General features: G+C 40.1%; 17 protein-coding genes. 7 read left to right on the top strand and 10 right to left on the bottom strand.

Annotation, left to right across the window (positions count from 1 at the left end; translation table 11 throughout):
• Nucleotides 1–55: 55 nt before the first annotated feature.
• From MMP60_RS09005 to MMP60_RS08975, 7 genes are all read right to left on the bottom strand, one after another.
• Entirely contained in the window at nucleotides 56–2,035 is a 1,980-nt protein-coding gene (locus MMP60_RS09005; RefSeq protein ID WP_241335947.1) for an ATP-dependent helicase, read from the bottom strand.
• 118 nt (nucleotides 2,036–2,153) lie between these two features.
• A complete protein-coding gene (locus MMP60_RS09000) occupies nucleotides 2,154–2,726 on the bottom strand; it encodes an HdeD family acid-resistance protein (RefSeq protein WP_241335946.1) in 573 nt (190 codons plus the stop codon).
• 175 nt (nucleotides 2,727–2,901) lie between these two features.
• A complete protein-coding gene (locus MMP60_RS08995) occupies nucleotides 2,902–3,660 on the bottom strand; it encodes a hypothetical protein (protein WP_241335945.1) in 759 nt (252 codons plus the stop codon).
• Nucleotides 3,661–3,763: 103 nt separating this feature from the next.
• A complete protein-coding gene (gene topA, locus MMP60_RS08990) occupies nucleotides 3,764–6,403 on the bottom strand; it encodes a type I DNA topoisomerase (protein ID WP_241335944.1) in 2,640 nt (879 codons plus the stop codon).
• Nucleotides 6,404–6,436: 33 nt separating this feature from the next.
• Nucleotides 6,437–6,886: an ammonium transporter gene (locus tag MMP60_RS08985; RefSeq protein WP_241335943.1), complete on the bottom strand. Its 450-nt coding sequence runs from the start codon at nucleotides 6,884–6,886 to the stop codon at nucleotides 6,437–6,439.
• Nucleotides 6,887–6,992: 106 nt separating this feature from the next.
• The gene (locus MMP60_RS08980; protein WP_241335942.1) at nucleotides 6,993–7,949 is read right to left on the bottom strand and encodes a PIN domain-containing protein; all 957 of its coding nucleotides are present in this window, start codon (nucleotides 7,947–7,949) and stop codon (nucleotides 6,993–6,995) included.
• Nucleotides 7,950–8,047: 98 nt separating this feature from the next.
• Nucleotides 8,048–8,293, bottom strand: a complete 246-nt coding sequence (locus MMP60_RS08975; RefSeq protein WP_018677344.1) for a SlyX family protein — start codon at nucleotides 8,291–8,293, stop codon at nucleotides 8,048–8,050.
• A 32-nt stretch (nucleotides 8,294–8,325) separates the two neighbouring features.
• On the opposite strand from MMP60_RS08975, the gene MMP60_RS08970 reads away from it, so the two are divergent.
• Nucleotides 8,326–10,230: an ATP-binding cassette domain-containing protein gene (locus tag MMP60_RS08970; protein WP_241335941.1), complete on the top strand. Its 1,905-nt coding sequence runs from the start codon at nucleotides 8,326–8,328 to the stop codon at nucleotides 10,228–10,230.
• Nucleotides 10,231–10,293: 63 nt separating this feature from the next.
• Here MMP60_RS08970 and MMP60_RS08965 read toward each other — a convergent pair whose 3' ends face one another.
• Entirely contained in the window at nucleotides 10,294–10,815 is a 522-nt protein-coding gene (locus tag MMP60_RS08965; protein WP_241335940.1) for an O-acetyl-ADP-ribose deacetylase, read from the bottom strand.
• A 124-nt stretch (nucleotides 10,816–10,939) separates the two neighbouring features.
• Here MMP60_RS08965 and MMP60_RS08960 point away from each other — a divergent pair, with 124 nt between their 5' ends.
• Nucleotides 10,940–11,878, top strand: coding sequence for a lysophospholipid acyltransferase family protein (locus MMP60_RS08960; protein ID WP_241335939.1), 939 nt, complete (start codon nucleotides 10,940–10,942; stop codon nucleotides 11,876–11,878).
• Nucleotides 11,879–12,149: 271 nt separating this feature from the next.
• Here MMP60_RS08960 and MMP60_RS08955 read toward each other — a convergent pair whose 3' ends face one another.
• Nucleotides 12,150–13,259, bottom strand: coding sequence for an endonuclease/exonuclease/phosphatase family protein (locus MMP60_RS08955; RefSeq protein ID WP_241335938.1), 1,110 nt, complete (start codon nucleotides 13,257–13,259; stop codon nucleotides 12,150–12,152).
• A gap of 189 nt (nucleotides 13,260–13,448) precedes the next feature.
• On the opposite strand from MMP60_RS08955, the gene asd reads away from it, so the two are divergent.
• From asd to truA, 5 genes are all read left to right on the top strand, one after another.
• Nucleotides 13,449–14,567, top strand: a complete 1,119-nt coding sequence (asd, locus tag MMP60_RS08950; RefSeq protein ID WP_241335937.1) for an aspartate-semialdehyde dehydrogenase — start codon at nucleotides 13,449–13,451, stop codon at nucleotides 14,565–14,567.
• A 141-nt stretch (nucleotides 14,568–14,708) separates the two neighbouring features.
• Nucleotides 14,709–16,214: a FimV domain-containing protein gene (locus MMP60_RS08945; RefSeq protein WP_241335936.1), complete on the top strand. Its 1,506-nt coding sequence runs from the start codon at nucleotides 14,709–14,711 to the stop codon at nucleotides 16,212–16,214.
• Nucleotides 16,215–16,275: 61 nt separating this feature from the next.
• Entirely contained in the window at nucleotides 16,276–17,448 is a 1,173-nt protein-coding gene (locus MMP60_RS08940) for a FimV domain-containing protein (RefSeq protein WP_241335935.1), read from the top strand.
• Nucleotides 17,449–17,492: 44 nt separating this feature from the next.
• A complete protein-coding gene (locus MMP60_RS08935; RefSeq protein ID WP_241335934.1) occupies nucleotides 17,493–18,461 on the top strand; it encodes an asparaginase domain-containing protein in 969 nt (322 codons plus the stop codon).
• A gap of 15 nt (nucleotides 18,462–18,476) precedes the next feature.
• Nucleotides 18,477–19,274, top strand: coding sequence for a tRNA pseudouridine(38-40) synthase TruA (gene truA / locus MMP60_RS08930; protein ID WP_241335933.1), 798 nt, complete (start codon nucleotides 18,477–18,479; stop codon nucleotides 19,272–19,274).
• A gap of 42 nt (nucleotides 19,275–19,316) precedes the next feature.
• Here truA and MMP60_RS08925 read toward each other — a convergent pair whose 3' ends face one another.
• The gene (locus tag MMP60_RS08925; RefSeq protein WP_241335932.1) at nucleotides 19,317–20,324 is read right to left on the bottom strand and encodes an AraC family transcriptional regulator; all 1,008 of its coding nucleotides are present in this window, start codon (nucleotides 20,322–20,324) and stop codon (nucleotides 19,317–19,319) included.
• Between the last annotated feature and the right edge of the window lie 170 nt (nucleotides 20,325–20,494).

The raw sequence follows: 20,494 nt of genomic DNA, 5'->3' as shown, positions 1-20,494 counted from the left end.
GAAAAATGATTCATCATTTAAGATAATGAATCAAAATAAATTGAATAGATCTAGTTTAATCGAGATCAATACCAAAACCTAAACTTATTGCAGGGTTCCGTTGCCATTTACTTGGATTAAATGCTGAAGTAACTTGGCGGTGAATCTGAATATCGACTAAATGTTGAGGTAAATCATTAAGGAAATAACTTTCTACTTTCCGACCTAACTCATCATATTGATCTTGCGACCATAAATTTAAATTCTGTTTGGTCAAAATCAATTCATTTTCAGCACGCGTTAATGCAACATAAAGTACACGACGCTCCTCTTCCACATCATCAAAATCACCTTGCGCACGTGCATGTGGATATTGAGTTGGGGAAACATGCGGCACATAACAGACTTTTTGTTCCGCCCCTTTGGCAGAGTGAATCGTGATAAGTGTTACTAGATCTTGATCAGGTGTTTTATCTATTTCTGAAACTGAAATTGGATCAAGTACATACTCCTCCAAGAATTCTCCAAGTGAACTATGCTTACGTGCCAGTTGCTTGACCAAATCAAAGTCTTTGACACGGCGTGTCCAGTCTTTGGTTTTATAATTATTTTGCAACTGTTCATTCAGGGCATCTAGTGCCAAACCAATACAAGCCTCCACTTGCTGTTGTAATACACCCAACTGCATCAAAATCAGAATCGCTTGTTGTGGCACTTTGCCGTGTCGCTCTAAGCGCTGACACCGCGCGTCAATATCTGGAAGTTGAATCAACTCCTGTGCCAACTTACTGGCACCAACATCACCCACACCATCCCATAAAGTCAGAAAGCGCATCCAAGCCAAATCATCCTGTGGATTAACACTGACCCGAAGCAAACTTAAAACATCTTTAACATGTGCGGATTCAAGCAACTTTACCCCACCAATGAAACGATAAGGAATGTTAGCAGCAATTAATGCCCCTTCTAGATAACGACCACTAAAACCTGAGCGAAGCAACACCATATGCGCTGCCCATGCCGCCCCTTGCCTATGACGGCGATTCAAATCTTGAACGATCCAATTGGCTTCTTCAAACTCATTGCTTAAGATATGTAGTTGTGGTTTTAAGCCGTTGCCTCGATAGGCTTGCAAATGTTTGTTATATCCAATTTGGCTTTGTTCTAACAACCAATTCGATAAATCCAAAATGCCTTGTGTAGAACGATAATTCATGTCTAAAGTCAGCACCTCAGCATCGGGTACACGTTCTTTAAAGTGGTGAATATTTTCAAAATCGGCACCACGGAAGCCATAAATGGATTGTGCATCATCGCCAACACAAAACAGTTTAACCTTGCCAATCAAGGGTTGCAGCAACGCCCATTGCAAAGGGTTCGTGTCCTGCATTTCATCAACCAATAGCGCCGAACAAAACCCAATCACCCACTCCACCAGCTCAGGTGAGTTTTGCAAATGCACTGCAACGATCGCTAAAATATCATCATAATCGAGAAAATTTCGTTCTTGCTTGCGCTGTTCATACGCTTTCATTAACTCGGTAATGTGTGCCTTATACTCAATCGCTTGGGGTAACTGTTCAACCAAAGCATCTGAGAGTTTACTTTTAGTATTACGTGCATAAGAATATAAATCACATAACTCTGCCGCCTTTGGCAACACATTTCCTTTATCTTTGCCGCGTAATAGACGGAACATCAGCAATTGATCATCTCGGTCAATAATACTGAACTGGGTCAGACCAAAAGCGCGAGGATTACGGCGCAATAAATACATACAAAAGGTGTGGAACGTTGAAGCACGTAAACCTTTCGCCTGCCCACCCATGTGCTGCTCAACACGCGTAACTATTTCACTGGCAGCTCGGCGAGTAAAGGTCAAAATTTGAATCTGCTGCGCGGGTAAACCTTGATCAATTAAATATGCTGCTCTCGCCACAATCGTTTTGGTTTTTCCACAACCTGCCCCTGCCAAAACCAAGCAGTTTTGTGCAGTTGTGGTAGCTGCTCGTTTTTGTTGCGGATTCAGTTCATCAATTAGCTTGGCAAGCGTCATACAATTGGTCAGTTAGAAATGAACTGCTATTTTAACAGACTCAAGCAGTCGAGATGTTTTCTGCTACAAAAACAAAAAGAGCATGTGTATTACATGCTCTTAGTTTTAACTTGATCACTTAAACTGTGGTTGAGCTATGTGGTAACTGTTTAATTGCACCAGCAAAAGTTAAGTAATTAATCCCTTGGAACAAAATATCTATCGCAAGGAACATGCCCAATACCCAGAATGGAGAATCGGGTGATGATAAAATCAGAACCCCTGTTAATAAAGTCAAGATGCCTGAAAACAGTACCCAGCCCCAACCTGAAATCGGTCTAAGAATAAATGCATTTGCAGTTCGGATCACCCCTGCAATAATAAGCGCAATCGCCAAGAAGCTAGTTAAGACCACTGCAGTAATCACAGGTGTGGTAAAGGCAAAGTAGCCTGCTGCTAAATACAGTACACCAAACAATGCCCATAGCCAACGTGTTCCGCCCTTAAAGACCATGAATGCCGCAACCAAATGTAGAACACCACCCAACATCATTAAAACACCAAACAACAATACGGCGGATAATGTTGCAAATGGTAAAGCAGCTAAAAGAACCAAACCGAAAATAACCAATAGCGTACCCAATAGTAGATACCATTTGCGGTCAGCGTGGAGTTGATTACGAATCAGATCATTACCCACTGTTTTCATCATTATTACTCTTTTATCATCAATGTTATACGTCTATATTGGGCGTATTTGTCGCTAAATTCTGTATAAAGCATGTTGAAAATTAATGACAGAATGTCAGAAAATTGGTGTTTTATTTCATATTTTTTATTCTGATTACCATTTTAATGCTATGGATAAGTCAAAACTTATCCACAATTTATTTTATCCAGCCAATTTCTTGTGCTGTAAGCTGACGAATGACGGTTTGCTCTAAATCATTTGGCATTTTACTTTTATGTTCTGACAGCGGAATACGCCCTCCCATAATTTCAGCCTCGGTTTGAGGGTATAAGGGGTGTTGATCTGCATTTGCATAACCAATCGGGAAAATAGGCTCTCCAGTATTTAAGCTATATTTGTCTGTCGCCCCGAAACCATGCAATAACTCATGTGTGAGTACTACATTATTCTGTGCTGCTTGTTTTTGTGAAGCAAATAAATTCACTGACCCGATTCGCCCTCGCTCTAAAGCGGTTGAATGTTTGAGTTCTTTAGTGTGCTTGGGATCATAAAAATTCAAATACAAAGTTAAGCTCGGCGCTCCATCTACTGAGTGATATTGTTTCCACGCATAAAATCGGAATTTCAGACTCCACAGAATATTATTCAGGAGACTTGGTTGCTCGGACATCTTCGGGGGTGTTTGATGTAATTCACGCCCAACCTGAACAATAAAATAACTACTTTGCCCTCGATATTCTTGGCTGCTTTCCTCTAAATATTGTTTTACCACCGCAAAATCATTGTGTTGTAAATGTTGAATATACTGTTGAGTACTCGCTAAACCATCGGCATTGATCGGATGTAGAAGAATATTTGTCGGCTTATTCCAATCCTGATTCTGGTCACGATAGGCATTGACTGCAACAATCAATAGCACTATCAGCAAACACGCAACTCGAATATTTTTCCACATGGAACTCGCCCCAATAAAATGCAGATGCTCTTTTTTTAATTTATTGATAACACATCAATAAAAAATGCCAGCAAATCGCCAGCATTTCTTATGCTACAAAATTCTAAGCTTCAACCCATTTCCCATTCTTGAAAACTAAACTCCACTTAGTTTGTTTTCCTTCAAGCGTCTCTGAACCCACGTATTGCTCTTGATTCTTACGACTGAATTTCACCACCGTTGGATTACCTTCAGGGTCGACATCTGGTGCTTGCAACAAGAACTGGTATTTTGGGTCCAGTTGATCCGCTACACTTCGTAATTCAGCAACTTTGGGCGCACGCGTTTCACGGATTTTAGGGAACTTGCTTGCTGCTAAGAACAAGCCTGCTGCGCCATCACGTAACACAAAAAAGTCGTCATGTTTAGTTGAACGCAAGTGTTCCATTTTGATTGGGTCTACACGTGGGGGTGCAGGTTGACCACTCTTCAATACTTTACGGGTATTGTCACAGCTTGAACATGCGAAGTAGGGGCCAAAACGACCTGTTTTTAACTGCATTTCACCATCACATTTATCACATGGAATGGTTGGGCCATCATAGCCCTTGATCTTGAACTCACCTTCTTCAACTTCGTAGCCATCACAGTCAGGGTTATTACCACAAACATGCAATTTGCGTCCACCATCCACCACATAGCTATCCATTGCGGTACTACATTTAGGACAACGATGTTTCGACATCAAGTCAGCAGTTTCAGCACCATCATCGTCAGATAATGCAGCCAAAGACTCAACAGGTGTTAAGTTCAAGGTACCTTTACAACGTTCTTTTGGTGGTAAGTTATAACCTGAACAACCCAAGAATACGCCTGTCGTTCCTGTACGCACTTGCATTGGACGCGAACATTCAGGACATTGTACATCAGGCACTTCTACAGGCTGATTACGGCGCATCCCGCTCTCACCTTGTGCATTGGTCAAACGCTTTTTAAAGTCACCATAGAACGTATCGAGTAACTCTTTCCAGTTACGCTCACCTGTCGCAACACGGTCTAATTGACCTTCTAAATCCGCGGTAAAGGCATAGTTCATCAAGTTATTAAAACTTTCATCAAGACGGTCGGTAACAATCTCGCCCATCTTCTCTGCAAAGAGACGACGGTTTTCTAGCTTGACATAACCACGCTCTTGAATCGTCGAAATAATCGCCGCGTAAGTTGACGGACGACCAATCCCTTTCTTCTCTAACTCTTTCACCAAAGAGGCTTCGGTAAAACGCGCAGGCGGTTTAGTAAAATGTTGGCTTGGGTCAAGCTTTTCTAACTTGAGTACTTCACCGACTTTCACCGCAGGTAATAAAATATCATCATCTGATTTATTGGCACCACGAACGCGGGTAAAGCCATCAAATACTAAAGTACGACCTTTGGCTTTTAACTCAACATTTGATGCTTCAACCGTTAGCGTTGAAGATAAATATTCAGCAGGAGTCATTTGACAAGCAACAAATTGACGCCAAATTAGGTCATATAAACGCTGAGCATCACGCTCTACACCCGCAAGCTTATCACCTGTCAATCCTACATCAGATGGACGAATGGCTTCATGAGCTTCTTGCGCACCTGCTTTATTACCATAACGGTTTGGTTTGGCAGGTATATATTTATCACCAAAATTTTGTTGGATATGGTTACGCACCATATTGACCGCATCATCACTCAAAAACGTTGAGTCAGTACGCATATAGGTAATAAAGCCACCTTCATACAAACGTTGCGCCAACATCATGGTTTTCTTTACAGAGAAACCTAAGCGTGTGCTGGCTGCCTGTTGAAGCGTTGACGTAATATACGGCGCACTCGGATTCACCTTCGTCGGTTTATCTTCACGTAAAGCGACTTTATATTCAGCATCTTTTAAGACATTTAATAATGCATCTGTTTCAGCTTTATTTTTGAGTTTAAGCGTTTTACCCGCCTGTCTCACAGCTTCTAAACGAATGTCATCTTTTTTAGAAACGGTATCTGCAAAAACCTGCCAATATTCTTCGGGGATAAAAGCACGAATTTCACGTTCACGCTCAACCACCAATTTTACTGCAACAGATTGCACACGACCTGCCGATAAACCACGAGCAATTTTTTCCCAAAGTAATGGTGAAACCATAAAGCCCACAACACGGTCAAGGAAACGACGTGCTTGTTGAGCATTGACACGATTAATATCTAACCGTGTTGGTTGCTTAAATGCTTCTTGGATAGCATTCTTGGTAATTTCATTAAAGACTACACGATGAAAACGGCTGTCATCGCCACCAATGACTTCTCTCAAGTGCCACGCAATCGCCTCCCCTTCTCTATCCAAGTCCGTTGCGAGATAGATTGCATCTGCATCTTTGGCGAGTTTTTTCAGTTCAGCAACGACATGCTCTTTACCTGGTAGCACTTCATAATGTGCAATCCAATCGTGTTCTGGGTCAACACCCATCCGATTGATCAATGCAGATTGTGATTTTTCAGCCTTTTGTTCGTCAGTTAGTTTTGTTCGTGTAGCAGGCTTTTTTTCTGTTGATTTTGCCCCACCACCTGTCGGTAAATCACGAACATGACCGACAGACGACTTCACAATAAATTGTGAGCCCAAATATTTATTAATGGTTTTCGCTTTTGCAGGCGACTCCACAATCACTAAGGCACGTTTCGTTGCAGCAGAGGCTGGAGCTGCTGTGCTTTTTGAAGCAGAGCGTGGAGTATTCGCCATAATAAATCGTTTTTCCTATAATCAATCAAATAATTAGCGTTGTGCCAATTCATGTAAATAAGCTTTCATATCTTCAAGTTGCGTAGCTCTTAGGTCAGTTTCTTCATCCCAATACAGCCCAACGCAGTTTGCCTGCATATCAATAGCATAAACTCCTTTTAATGCAATGGGTAAGTCATTAAATTTCTGATCCCCTTGCACCACTTGAAGTTTGCCATCAACTGCTCTTGCTCGTATGAGTGCCAAACGAGCATCAGGAATGAGTACACTATAATAAGCCACCATACTGGCACGTTTTTCAGAAGCCATTGGAACTTTTGTCCACTCAGGTGCAACGATTAAGCGTGGATGTAATCCCATCTTCCGAGCTTGATCTCGCATCATCCCCAGTGCTTTTTCTCGAGGACTCACGCGTAGACCAAAAATTGAGCCTAATACAAATAGTACTATCGCAACCGTGATCCAAATTCCAACGTTACTCATAATGTAGCCCAAAACTTCCTTTTATTAGCGTTACATAAGTTTGAGTTAAAAGGCAAGATTCATTCTTAAAATTAATGACTAGATGTCAATATTTATTCAAAACTCATTATTTTAAGTTTGACCAAATTTTAATATTTTCCTGTATATATAGCACCTTAGTTTCATGAATCTGCAAAATTTGATGTTTCTTCAGCAAATTTAGCATATGTTCAATCTGTGCATCATTTTCAAATTTTAACACTGCTTTGACTGAATTAGACAATGTCTCTATTTTTGATGGCTTGCTATTCACCATTTTTGCTAGATAATCACAATATTGTTTTATGCGGAGTAAATGCGGTCGAGGCTGTATATACGCCAGCGTCATTTTATCAGCAGGTGCTGATGAAACAGGGATTAATTTATTTTTTGTTAGATTCTTTTTAATTGACTTTTCAACATATTGTAATTTATTTTCATGGATGCTAATGACCGCAATGAACTGTAGATGCTGAACCATCTGTTCTGCTTGTAATTTAGAAAAACTACACCATGACATCAAAGACTTGAGCAAGGACTTAGGCTTTTTAGGTTGATTTTTCTGCAATAGTTTCAACACATGAATAACTGATTCATCTGAAACTTCGGATTGCTTTGTTTCAATTTTTAAGGGTTTTATTTCTGCTGTATGTACAAGTTCAGACTTCTTTTCATGCTCTAAAACATGTTTAATATGCGTCGATTGAATCCCTATTTGATCTAATAGCTCTACTGCATACGACATTGCATTATCATTTGACATCACATCAATGCAACTACCTTTTTCTAATTGTGTAGAGAGTCGCCCTGCAATAAAGGTCAGCCCAAAATCCGCAGAATTTGCGCCTGCTTTTGGCATTTTTATAATTAGCAAACGTTGCTCATGTATTGCTGTACTTAACTCCAATAAATCGTCCAGACCAATACTCAGATTTGAATTGGCATAGACAAGAATGACTTGGGTGTAATTTTGTAAAAGTGATAATAATTCTTTGATTTTTTTTGGTTGATTTTCGATATCTAATAATAAAACGTTCTTCTTCAATTTTTATCGTTCCTTTTTAACATTTCTAGATTTCTATAAGAAACCCTATTTATTTCTCTTATGAAAAATAAATAAGGTTTTACAATAATGAAAAAAATTTAATAATGCGGTGGTTTATCACTCATCGGATCAAAAGGTGCAATCCCTTCTGATAAATCTGATGATTCAACTCGACGATATAAAAGTTGCATTTGTTTTTTTAAAATTGCGATTTCTTGAGTCTGAATCGCAAGCTGTTCATTCAATTGTTCAACTAAATCGTCTAAAAATGCAATTCGGACTTGCAAATCTTCAATGGGTGCGGACAATGACGCGTGATCATCACAATTTTGTTGTTTAGTCATTTCAGACCTCATCTGAGCTTTTAGGAAACATTATGGCCTATATTACTTTAAGGGATGTCCACCTCGCATTTGGTGGGCCTGCCCTACTCGATGGCGCACACTTTAACCTAGAACGTGGCGAACGAGTCTGTTTAATCGGTCGTAATGGTGAAGGCAAGTCTACTTTACTTAAACTGATTGAGGGAAGCTTATTACCTGATACAGGTGAAGTTTCGATTCAAAATGGTTTAACTGTTTCAATGTTAGCCCAAGACGTTCCAATGGACTCAGGCAAAGTGGCTGATATTGTGGCAGATGGTGCGGGTGAAGCTGCTGCTGTACTCAAAGCCTATCACGAAGCAAGTGATGCCTGTGTGTTGGGTGATATGGAAGCTTGTGATCACATGGGCATGTTACAACACAAGCTTGATCAGCTTGATGGTTGGGCACTCGAAAATAAAGTAAATACCATTTTAGGTAAAATGGGACTCGACCCAAATGCAGATTTAGCTGATTTATCGGGCGGTCGTAAGCGTCGTGTATTATTGGCACGTGCGTTACTGACTCAACCAGATGTGCTATTACTCGATGAACCAACCAACCATTTAGACGTTGAAAGTATTGAATGGTTAGAGAAATTCTTACTCGATCAAAACAATCTAACCTTGTTATTTATCTCGCATGACCGTTCTTTTGTCGATAGCATTGCAACTCGTATTGTGGAGCTTGATCGTGGTATTTTGCGTGGCTACGAAGGTAACTATTCACGTTACTTAGAGCTTAAAGCTCAGCAAATGGAAGCAGAAGAAAAACAAAATGCGCTCTTTGACAAAAAACTCGCTGAAGAAGAAGCATGGATTCGTCAAGGTATCAAAGCCCGCCGTACTCGTAACGAAGGTCGTGTCCGCGCCTTAAAAGATTTACGTGAACAATCTAAAGCACGTCGCTCACAACAGGGCAAAGTCAGCATGGCAACCCAAGAGGCACATCGCTCTGGCAAATTGGTATTTGATATTGAGCACTTAAGTGTCACCTTTGGTGATAATGCACCGATTATCACAGACTTCTCTGCATTGGTTATGCGTGGTGATCGTATTGGTTTAGTCGGTGACAATGGTGTCGGTAAAACGACCCTGATCAAAGCTATTTTAGGTGAAATTGAGCATAGTGGTTCAGTTAAAACAGGCACACAACTTGAAGTTGCCTATTTTGACCAGCTACGTAACGCTTTAGACCTCGAAAAAACAGTGATGGCAAACGTTTCCGAAGGCTCTGACTTTGTCGATGTAAATGGGAATCGTCGTCATATTTATAGCTATTTACAAGACTTCTTATTCTCGCCAGAGCGCGCTCGTACACCAGTAAAAGCATTATCAGGCGGTGAACGCAACCGTATCTTATTGGCAAAACTCTTACTGAAACCATCGAACTTAATCGTCATGGATGAGCCAACCAATGACTTGGATATGGTGACGCTAGAGTTACTTGAAGAAATGCTGTCTGACTATAAAGGCACGCTATTGCTAATCTCGCATGACCGAGCCTTTATGGACAATGTTGTCACTTCAACATGGGTATTTGATGGTAAAGGTAATATTGATGAATACATTGGTGGTTATCAAGATTATCTAGAACAGCGCCCAGATGACAAAGTTGTCGATCAAAAAAGTGATGTAAAAAAAGCGCAAGCTAAAGCAGAAGCTGCTGCGGCATCAGCACCTAAAAAAGTCAAACTCAGCTATAAAGATCAGCGTGAGTTAGAACAACTCCCTGCTGAGATGGAAAAGCTAGAAAAAGAACAAGCTGAACTGTCAGCAAAACTTGCCGATGGTTCTTGGTTTGTGAGTGATGCCAATGCAGCAACTTTAGCGAGCCAACGCCTTGCCGAGATTGAAGAAGCTCTGCTTGAAAAATTGGAACGTTGGGATATTTTAGAAAATATGTCGAAAGGTAACTAAGACCTACAAAGTGGCTATCCTTTTGAGGATAGTCACTTGATTTTAAGAGCCTAGTCAACCGAGTTAAAAATTAGCTTTAAGCAATTGGTAAAGATTAAAATTTTCATCATCAAAACAGACAAAAGTCACTTCTTGCACCCAATGCCCTTGGTTCAACTCTGCTTGAATGGTTTTTAAAGCAATTTCAGCCGCGAGCTGTTTTGGAAAGCGATAAATTCCTGTTGAGATATTTGGAAAAGCCATCGTTTTTAATTGTAGATTTTCAGCGAGTTGGAAACTATTTCGATAAGCATTTTCTAATAAATTCATTTCGTTATGCTGACCATCAACCCATGTTGGTCCAACGGTATGAATGACATATTGAGCAGGCAAATGCCCTGCCGTTGTTACAACAGCCTCACCGACCTTACAACCACCTTGCTTCGCACGAATCTTCTGACAATCAGCCAGAATCTCCGACCCACCACGGCGATGAATTGCACCATCCACACCACCACCGCCTAAAAGTGACGTATTTGCGGCATTAACAATCGCAGCAACAGCGATTTGAGTAATATCTCCCTTTATAATATTTATCGTTTTCAAAAGATTCTCCTTATTCAGTCAGTGATCATAAAATCAATCTGGTTTTACCTTACAGTTAAAGTTGCAAAACTCAGTTCATGTTACACTGTTTGCAAATTCAATTTAATTCACATATCTGAGTTCTATGAGTCAAAAACAGCCTTATAAACCTGGCGAATTTCAATGGGAATTTCTATTACCAAAATATTGGAAAATCTGGATCGCTATCACGTTCTTGATGCTATTAGCCATTCTTCCTTGGGCAATACAATGGCGATTGGCACATGGTTTAGCATATCTATGTTGGCACTTACTTAAATCACGTCGCAAAACGACGCTACGAAATTTGGAAGTTTGTTTTCCTGAATGGTCGCCCGCAGAAGTCGAAGCCCAAGCCAAACAGGTCTTTGTGGATATGATGGTGGGGGTGTTTGAAACTCTAAATGCTTGGTATTGCCCAAAGTGGTTTGAGCATCGTTCTAGTGTTGAAGGTTTAGAACATCTCACCAATGCTCAAGCTCAAGGCAAAGGTGTTTTATGTTTAGGCACACATAGTACATTACTTGATGCAGGCGGCTATCTATGTTCACGATATTTTCAACTGGGCGTCGTGTATCGCCCACAGAACAATCCGATGCTCGATATGCTGATCTATCGCTGTCGTGCAACAATTTATAACCATCAGATTGATCATGACAATATGCGCGGGCTTATTCGTCAACTTAAACAAGGTGATGCAATTTGGTATAGCCCAGATCAAGATTTTGGTTTAAAACAAGGCATCATGGCACCATTCTTTGGTGTTCCTGCTGCAACTGTTACCGCCCATCGTCGCTTAATGAAAATGTCAGATGCCGTTGCTATTCCTCTATATTTTTACCGATATGGCGATATTAGAAATCCACAATATAAAGTTCGACTTGAGGCGGAAGTTGAAGACATTCCAAGTGAAGATGAACTCAACGATGCAATACGTGTCAATAAAATTATAGAAGCACAGCTACGAATTGCCCCAACGCAGTGGATGTGGTTCCATCGTCGTTTTAAAACTAGAGCTGAAGGCTACGAGAGTATTTATAAATAAATTAAAACCCGAGTTTCGCATCCTGCAAAACTCGGGCAAATGAGGTTGTGCTTTCACATCATTTTTTATTATCTTGCTTCCATCGCGTGCATCATATCCATAATGCGTTTTCCATCTCAGCGTTGCTATCCTTAATCGGAAATCCATTCCTGCGTCCCTGTGCTGATGTATTTAGAATAAACCTTTTGAGAGCACTCGACTATTCGCTGTCGACCTAAATCACTGTACGATATTGCTTACATCACTCTGTATTTAGATTTCACTAATTGATCTATTTATATGGTTGAGCTAATTCATCTACAACTTGTTTCTCCTCTTGCTCAGCCTTTTTTATTCCCTCTTGAATCGTCTGTTGTGCTTCTTGCTCATCGTCAGCCGTTTGTTCTAACTCTTCTTGCTGTTGTTCAAAAATACGCCCCGTTTGTAAAACCACATAAATCGGAAAATGATCTGAACCAATATGAGACAACCGTTTCATCTCAACCAAACCAAAATCAGTACTATGAAAAATATGATCTAAAGACCAACGTAAGAATCGATAGTCTGCATGAAAAGTATTCATAAAATATCGTCCCACCCGAGGATCAAGCAAACCGCTTATGCGTTGGAATAAGCGCGTTGTTCTTGACCATGCCACATCATTTAAATCCCCCATGACGATACAGCTTTGATCTAAATCTTTAATTCGATCACCAACCATTAAAAGTTCAGCATCTCTTAGAGTTGAATCTTTAGCTTCAGTTGGACTAGGTGGCTTGGGGTGTAAACAATATAATTGGACATGGATGCCTGAGCGCAATTTTACCGAAGCATGTATCGATGGAATCTCATCACTTAAAATAAACTTAATCTCAGGCTCAATTAAAGCTAGACGGCTATATAAATGCATACCATATAAATTATCTAAAGGTACAGCAACGCGATACGGATAAGCTTGCTCTATCGGTTCTAATGCATTTTGCCAAATCTGATCTGACTCAAGCGTTAAAATAATATCTGGTTGTAAGTCATGAATATGCTGCAAAAGTAAGTGATATTTATTATTGGGAGTCAGAACATTTGCCACTAACACCGAAAGTTGTTGCGCTGTATTTAACTGCCCCTGCCTGACTTGCTGAACTTGTTTCTTCCATATAGGTGTATAAGGCAATATCATTTTCAACTGAAAAGCGACTGCAGCAATAACGCCAACAAATAAAAACTTGCTGTGCAGAGCCCATTCAGTTTGCATAAATAGGAAACCGACGAAAGCACCGAGACCTATCGCTAAAATTTGCAATCGTGGAAAGTCAGCAACTCGAAACCACCACTCATCACGAGGAATCAATGACCATAGACTCAACCAAATAACCAATACTGCACAAAATTCAATCCATATCATGTTAATTGTACTCTTAGGATTATTTGAGATTTCTTAATAAAGTTATAGCGTTATCAATTTTCTATCTAATACAAACAAGTTATTCCACTCAATAAAATTATCGTTTTATTTACGTAAAGCTTGCAGTTGTGGTCGCTTTTGATACACTCTAACCCCTTTAAAGTTTTTTACATACCGAGGCAAAATGACATGAAAGTAGGTCTGGTCGGTTGGCGTGGGATGGTTGGTTCTGTCCTGATGCAACGTATGGTTGAAGAGAATGATTTTGCTCATATTGAGCCATTCTATTTTTCTACCAGTAATGCAGGTGGCGAAGCGCCTTCATTTGGTGGTAAGACTGCCCCAGCACTTATGGATGCATCAGACATTAATAGTCTGAAGCAAATGGATGTCATTTTAACCTGTCAAGGTGGTGATTATACCTCTGAAGTTTTCCCTAAGCTGAAAGCTGAAGGTTGGGATGGTTACTGGATTGATGCTGCGTCTACACTACGTATGGCTGATGATGCAATCATCGTACTTGATCCAGTTAACTTAAATGTTATCAAAGATGGTTTAGTCAATGGTACTAAAACATTTGTAGGTGGTAACTGCACAGTTTCTTTAATGTTGATGGGCTTGGGTTCTCTATTCCAAAATAATTTAGTGGAATGGGCAACCTCAATGACTTATCAAGCCGCTTCTGGTGCTGGCGCGCAAAACATGCGTGAACTGATCACTGGCATGGGCTATTTGTACAACAATACCAAAACCTTATTAGATGATCCAAAATCTGCAATTCTTGACATTGACCGTCAAATTGCTGAATTACAACGTGGCGAAAGTTTTCCGAAATCTAACTTTGGTGTGCCATTAGCAGGTTCATTGATCCCTTATATCGACAAACAACTCGAAAGCGGTCAATCGAAAGAAGAATGGAAAGGTCAAGTTGAAACCAACAAGATTTTAGGTAATCAACAAATCGTCCCTATTGATGGACACTGCGTTCGTATCGGTGCAATGCGTTGTCACTCTCAAGCCATCACTTTGAAATTGAAAAAAGATGTTGCGCTTGATGAAATCGAAGACATGATTCGTCAATCAAGCCAATGGGCGAAAGTTGTTCCGAATACACGTGAAGCCTCAATGACTGATCTTACCCCTGTTGCGGTGACTGGTACTTTAACTGTTCCGGTCGGTCGTTTACGCAAACTCAATATGGGTAAAGAGTATCTAGGCGCATTCACAGTAGGCGATCAGCTACTTTGGGGCGCTGCTGAGCCGTTACGTCGTATGCTTCGCATTTTAGTTGAATACAAGAACGCTTAAGCAAAAACATTTAAAAAACAAAAGCCGATCACATTTGATCGGCTTTTGTTTTTTATGAAAGATGAATATTTTACAATTCATTTACATCACAGTAATGTATACTTTTGAATTGACTAAAACATCACTTTTTCATGGATCGAGATGACTGTTTATAACAAATTAAAAGTTGCCATTTTAGCCATCATTTCTTCGCAACACCTTTATGCGATTACACTCGATCCATTGCAAATTCAGTCTGCGCCTGGTGAATTACTCTATGCTGAAATGAGCTTTCATCAAGCTAACCCAAATGCCAAGTTAGAGGTAAGCTTAGCGACGCCAGAAGATCTACTCATGATTGGTGCAGCACATCAACCTCCTAGCGGTCTCAATTTTTATACGCGTCGTAATGCACAAGGCGAAGGCGTGATTGTAATGACCTCTACACGACCAATGACCGATGCCGAACTGAATATTATTTTAAAAATTCAAGAGAGTGGTGCAACGCATTTAAAACACATTAAGCAATCTATGGGGAGAAGTACAAAAACACTATCAACCAAAACGGCTGCTAATGAAAAATCACTTTCACCTAAATATATTGTCAGTGAAAAAGATATCGCGCTAAACTTACCTGAAAGTACTCGATTCAGTTCACCGACAACTACAAAGATAACAGATACAAAAGAACCTAATTTAAAACAAGAAAATTTATTAAATATATCATCGGCTATTCCACCGGCATTGAACAACTCGCAACAAAAACCATCGGTTACAACAGCTATATCTGTTACGACAACACCAATCCCAACTCAAGCAACAGTGACAGCCCAAACAAGCAGCAAAATTGAGCTAAACAGCAATACCATTACCCCAGCCCCAATAAAAGTTGAACCCAAACCAACCACAATTATTAACAAACAACCGCCAATTCAAGCAATGGCTACAGCGACAGATACCCCTGATACTTCACCAGTGAAGAAAGAGTTAAAAGCACTTGATCCAAAGCCTGTGGAGCAACCAGAAAAAAGTAAAAAGCAACAACAGCCCCCAAATACAGCACAACAAGCTAAGAAAAAGACACCAGTCTCAAGCAATAATTCAACGGCTCCAGTGAATAATCAAGCCCAACAACATGTTGTGCAACGTAATGAATCGTTGTGGAGTATCGCTCAGCAAATCGCAGCACAAACTCAGCAGCCTGTTGCTAAAGTTATGACTCAAATCAAAGCACAAAATGAACATGCCTTTATCGGCGGTAATGCAAATCGCTTGAGACAAGGATCTCGTTTAAATTTCAATCTCAATACAAATCTAACTCGTCGAAATACAACAACAAATCAAACTGTTGCACAAACAACCCATCCAACATCAAACAAGGCCAAATATCGCTTACAACAAGCTGAAATGTCACTTGTCGCTGAAAGCAATCAAGATTCAAGTACTGTAAGTGCGAAAAAAGACACACTACAGCAGAAAACCAGTGCAGATTTATCATTAAAAGTTATGACAGCACGAGAAAAAACCGTTACATTACAAAGAAACGTAACACAGTTAGAATTGGCATTACGTACCAAGGAACAACGTATTCAGCTCTTAAATACTCGGCTTGCTGAGTTACAAAATCAGCTGAAAGCACAGCAGGAAACTAAAAAGCCAACACGCTAAGTTACGAGAAGATTCTCATAAATTTGCACCAAAGCGGCTCTATCTTTAAGGGGTATAGATCATGTCAACTATAATAATTGTACTGCTAATCGTTGCATTAGTTGTTGCAATCGTTTTAAAAAAACGCAGTGGCAACCAAAATACTGCAACACCTAAAAAAGGTGCTACAGGAAAATCAACGAAAAAAGCAGCTACAACTAAGACTTCACGTACAACATTAGCACGTGAAGAGCAGGAATCTGCCCCGCCAACCACCACTGCGATTTCAGATGCTTTACGCCAAAAAATCGAACAACAAATTCAAAATGGTCAATACCAAAGTGTTGAGGCTCAGATCAATCAGATCTTAAAGCAAGATAATTCTCAGCATGAATTATATTTGTTCTTACTTGACATTCATTTGGCACAGAAAGATGATTTTGCGATTGATCAATTGATCAAACATATTCATGCCTTAAAGCTAGAAGATATTGCTTATGCGGCTGAAGCAAAACAACGTGAATATGAAAAGAATAAACAACCCGATTCGATTGAATTTAGTTCTTCTTCAAATCATTTTCACCAACCAAGTGCGCCTGACACCCCTGTTGCGCCACAAAATACCGCAGACTTTGATGCATTAACGCCTTCTGCAGCATCGCAATCTTTTGATGATTTACAATCTGAATATGTTGCTCCAGCAGAAGAAGTGAAAGCAGCTGAACCTGTGACAGAAGTTCAGCCATTAGACTTTAATTTCTCATTTGAGAAAAAAGAATCTGTTGAAGCTGCACCTACGACAATTGAACCACAAGAAAGCAAAGAACCTGCTCCTTTAGAATTTTCATTTAATTTAGAGTCTGCGCCTACTGTTGAAGAAGCAAAACCTGAATTAGATTTTAATTTATCAAATCTAGAGCTTACAGAACAAAAAACTGAAGCAGCACCTACTTTAGATTTCAATTTTGAACCAAAAGCAGATAAGCAAGTTGAAGTTACTGAAACTGCTGTTCAAGTCGAGCCTATCGAAGCAAGCGCTGAAAGCGCGTCAGTTGCCGTTCATGATCCTTTAGTACAATCATTTCCTGACCTACAGCAACTAGATGAAGCAGAACTTAATTTAGACCTCGCTGAACAATATATCGAGCTAGGTGCCTATGAGTCTGCACGCGAATTATTAAAAAGCAGCCAAACGCTTTTAAATGCGGAGCAACAACAACGCTCACAAATGTTACTGAATCAAATAGCTTCCTGAATTTGATCAGTCTAATATAAGCAGTCTCTCAGACTGCTTTTTTTATGATGAAAAAAATTGCTTTAATTTATATGGGTGGGACATTTGGTTGTATTGGTGAACCACTCATGCCAATGCCTCAACAGGAATTTTTACCTTTATTAACCAAGGTAATTCCCTCTCATTTATCAGTCGAATGTTTTGCTGCACCAAGTATTAAAGACAGTAGTGCTTGCACTGCAACAGACTGGTTAAAATTAGTACAACAGATCCAGCAATTACAACTCAGTGGTTTCCAACACTTTGTCATTATTCATGGGACAGATACGCTGAGCTATGCTGCGGCAACACTTGCCCGTTTCTTGGGGCACTCCTGTCATACCATTATTACAGGCAGCCAATATCCTTTACTCAATATTGAAGGTAACAATACCCGCGAATTCACCGATGCGATTGGAAATCTATATTTCGCTCTCGAACAGGTGCTTAATTTACCTAGCGGTGTTTATCTTGCCTTCCACCAACAAATTTTTCATGCACAAACCACATTAAAAGCACATACTACAGAGCTCGATGCTTTTGTTGGTATCAAAGCAGAACAATTTTGTAAAACCACATCTGATCATTTTATTGTAAAAGATGAACAAATTGAGCAAGCAGATCAACTCAGCCTGCTCAATTTGATGTTGCAGCCAATTGCAAAAGAGCAATTGATTTTACAGTTAAAAAATATACTGATTGCCCCACCTCACTTCCTAGTTTTGCAAGGTTTTGGTACAGGCAATATAGCCATCAATGATGAAATTCTTAGCTTATTTGAACAATTGTATCAACGACAATGCCTGCCGATTGTGAGCACCCAAGTCACCTTTGGGCAACTAGATCAACGTTATGCGGTAAGCTCATGGATTCAAACTGCCAAAGTTTTGCTCAATGATTGTCATAGCCATGCCGATTTATATGCAAAAACACTGCAAATGTATTTAAAATACCCAACCCACGAACAATGGTTCGAACATTGGCATCAACACTAATATTGAGGTTAGAACATGCAACGTTATGCAATTGGTATTGAATTTTGCGGTACTCAATACCGTGGTTGGCAAACCCAACAGGCTGGCGTTATCACTATTCAAGAAAGCATAGAAAAAGTTCTAAGTAACATTGCCAATGAACCGATTGTATTGCATGGTGCTGGCCGTACGGATGCCGGTGTGCATGCAACCAACATGGTGGCGCATTTCGACACTGAAGCAATCCGTCCTGAACTCGGCTGGATTCGTGGGGCTAACAGTCAACTTCCCAAAGATATTTCAATCCAGTGGATTAAATGCATGGATGAAAACTTCCATGCTCGTTTTAAAGCCGTGGCACGACGTTATCGTTATGTGGTGTATAACGCACCCACTCGCCCAGCCTTATTGTATAAGCAAGTGACTCATCTCTATCAAACATTAGACATACAGAAGATGATTGCCGCTGCAACAAAATTCGAAGGAACTCATAATTTTGAGACGTTTCGCGCAGCAGCATGCCAGTCCAATCAACCTATACGCCATATCAAACATTGTCGTTTATTTGAACATGGTCGCTATCTGGTCTTAGATATTCAAGCCGATGGCTTCTTGCACCACATGGTGCGGAATATCATGGGATGTTTGTTGGAAATCGGACAAGGTCTATATGAGATTGATCATATTGATACCATGTTCGCCGCAGAAGACCGTACCGCTGCGGGTATTACCGCTCCTTCCGATGGTCTGTACTTTATCCAAGCCTATTATCCAGATGAGTTTAATCTGCCGCAGTTGCCTTTAGGGCCACAATGGCTGAATTTACCTGAATAAAAAAAGCCTTATCGTCAGATAAGGCTTTTTCTTTTATAACAATCAACGCTGTTTACGCTTACGATATTCGACAGGCGTTTCATTCGTCCAACGCTTAAATGCTCGATAGAAGGTACTTGGTTCAGAAAAACCAGTGAGGTACACAATCCGTTCTACACTTTCATTGGTATTCGCCAATAGTTTCTTCGCTAAACGACAACGATAATCTGAAAGAATCTGCTGGAAGCTGGTATTCGCCTCACTAAGTTGTGTTCTTAAGCGACGTGGTGTGATGCTCAATTGAGCTGCAACCGTTTCTAAGGTTGTTTCACCACTTTCTAAAGTTGAACCAATGGCACGGCGAACCTCACCAACTAAATCATAACGTGCTAATTCTTGTAACTTCTCAATTGCGAGTTGTTCATGCAGTTGCAGTAATTCTGGTTCAGCTTGCCACAATGGATAATCAAGTACAGCCGCATCAAAATATAAGCGTGTTGCTTTTTGTCCTAAACTCACAGGACAACCATATACTCTGAAATATTCATCATCATTTGCGCCATCATTAAAATTGAAATCAATATAAATCGGCTGAAATTGACCTTCAGTAATAAATTTAAAGAAACGCAAAATACCTGACATCGCACATTCAGAAAAATGGCGATTGACCAAACTATCTGACCAAAATTGTTCGCCATTGGTTAAGTAACAACGACCATCTTCTACAATTAACTTTGCATCAAAAGCATCACTAATGAGGCGTTGATAAGCTAAAGCGCGCTTTAGCCCCTCACCAAAAGTTTCGCTACTGATAAATAAATGTTCAATCACTTGACCACGATAGAGTGGTAAATGTTCGCCTAAATGCAAACCAATATCTGGATCATGACTCACTTCCTGTGCAGCAATCCAAAATGCATTTTGTGCACTCAATGGTGTTCTTGCATTGGTATCAATTTGATTAAGTGCCACTCCTGCTTTTGTTAGAATCTCTTCAGTTGGCAATCCTGCTTTACGAATTGCCTGATAACCAAAGCGCAATACAACTGATGCATCTGTTAACTGACCCACGCAGTGCCCTTCCCTGTAGATACGTTCTTGTGACAATAACAATAATTTTTAGATTAACGTTGATTGACCAAACTGACAACAATATTCTGCTTCTTTTGTTAAAAAAAATTGTCGATTGTCTGACAGTTTTTACTAATAAACATCTAAAAGGTTTGCTGTGACTTAACCTT

This window comes from Acinetobacter sp. ANC 4805 (assembly GCF_022549495.1).
Lineage (GTDB): Bacteria > Pseudomonadota > Gammaproteobacteria > Pseudomonadales > Moraxellaceae > Acinetobacter.
Note: the sequence above shows the minus strand (reverse complement) of the source record. Positions and strands in the feature narration are given on the sequence as shown.

Bases quoted from the DNA above. Each gene is read 5' to 3' on its own strand.
- MMP60_RS08945 (WP_241335936.1), top strand. From the start codon at position 14,709: ATGACTGTTTATAACAAATTAAAAGTTGCCATTTTAGCCATCATTTCT.
- MMP60_RS08970 (WP_241335941.1), top strand. From the start codon at position 8,326: ATGGCCTATATTACTTTAAGGGATGTCCACCTCGCATTTGGTGGGCCT.
- MMP60_RS08940 (WP_241335935.1), top strand. From the start codon at position 16,276: ATGTCAACTATAATAATTGTACTGCTAATCGTTGCATTAGTTGTTGCA.
- MMP60_RS08995 (WP_241335945.1), bottom strand. From the start codon at position 3,660: ATGTGGAAAAATATTCGAGTTGCGTGTTTGCTGATAGTGCTATTGATT.
- MMP60_RS08935 (WP_241335934.1), top strand. From the start codon at position 17,493: ATGATGAAAAAAATTGCTTTAATTTATATGGGTGGGACATTTGGTTGT.
- MMP60_RS08960 (WP_241335939.1), top strand. From the start codon at position 10,940: ATGAGTCAAAAACAGCCTTATAAACCTGGCGAATTTCAATGGGAATTT.
- MMP60_RS09000 (WP_241335946.1), bottom strand. From the start codon at position 2,726: ATGATGAAAACAGTGGGTAATGATCTGATTCGTAATCAACTCCACGCT.
- asd (WP_241335937.1), top strand. From the start codon at position 13,449: ATGAAAGTAGGTCTGGTCGGTTGGCGTGGGATGGTTGGTTCTGTCCTG.
- MMP60_RS08985 (WP_241335943.1), bottom strand. From the start codon at position 6,886: ATGAGTAACGTTGGAATTTGGATCACGGTTGCGATAGTACTATTTGTA.
- truA (WP_241335933.1), top strand. From the start codon at position 18,477: ATGCAACGTTATGCAATTGGTATTGAATTTTGCGGTACTCAATACCGT.
- MMP60_RS08975 (WP_018677344.1), bottom strand. From the start codon at position 8,293: ATGACTAAACAACAAAATTGTGATGATCACGCGTCATTGTCCGCACCC.
- MMP60_RS09005 (WP_241335947.1), bottom strand. From the start codon at position 2,035: ATGACGCTTGCCAAGCTAATTGATGAACTGAATCCGCAACAAAAACGA.
- MMP60_RS08955 (WP_241335938.1), bottom strand. From the start codon at position 13,259: ATGATATGGATTGAATTTTGTGCAGTATTGGTTATTTGGTTGAGTCTA.
- topA (WP_241335944.1), bottom strand. From the start codon at position 6,403: ATGGCGAATACTCCACGCTCTGCTTCAAAAAGCACAGCAGCTCCAGCC.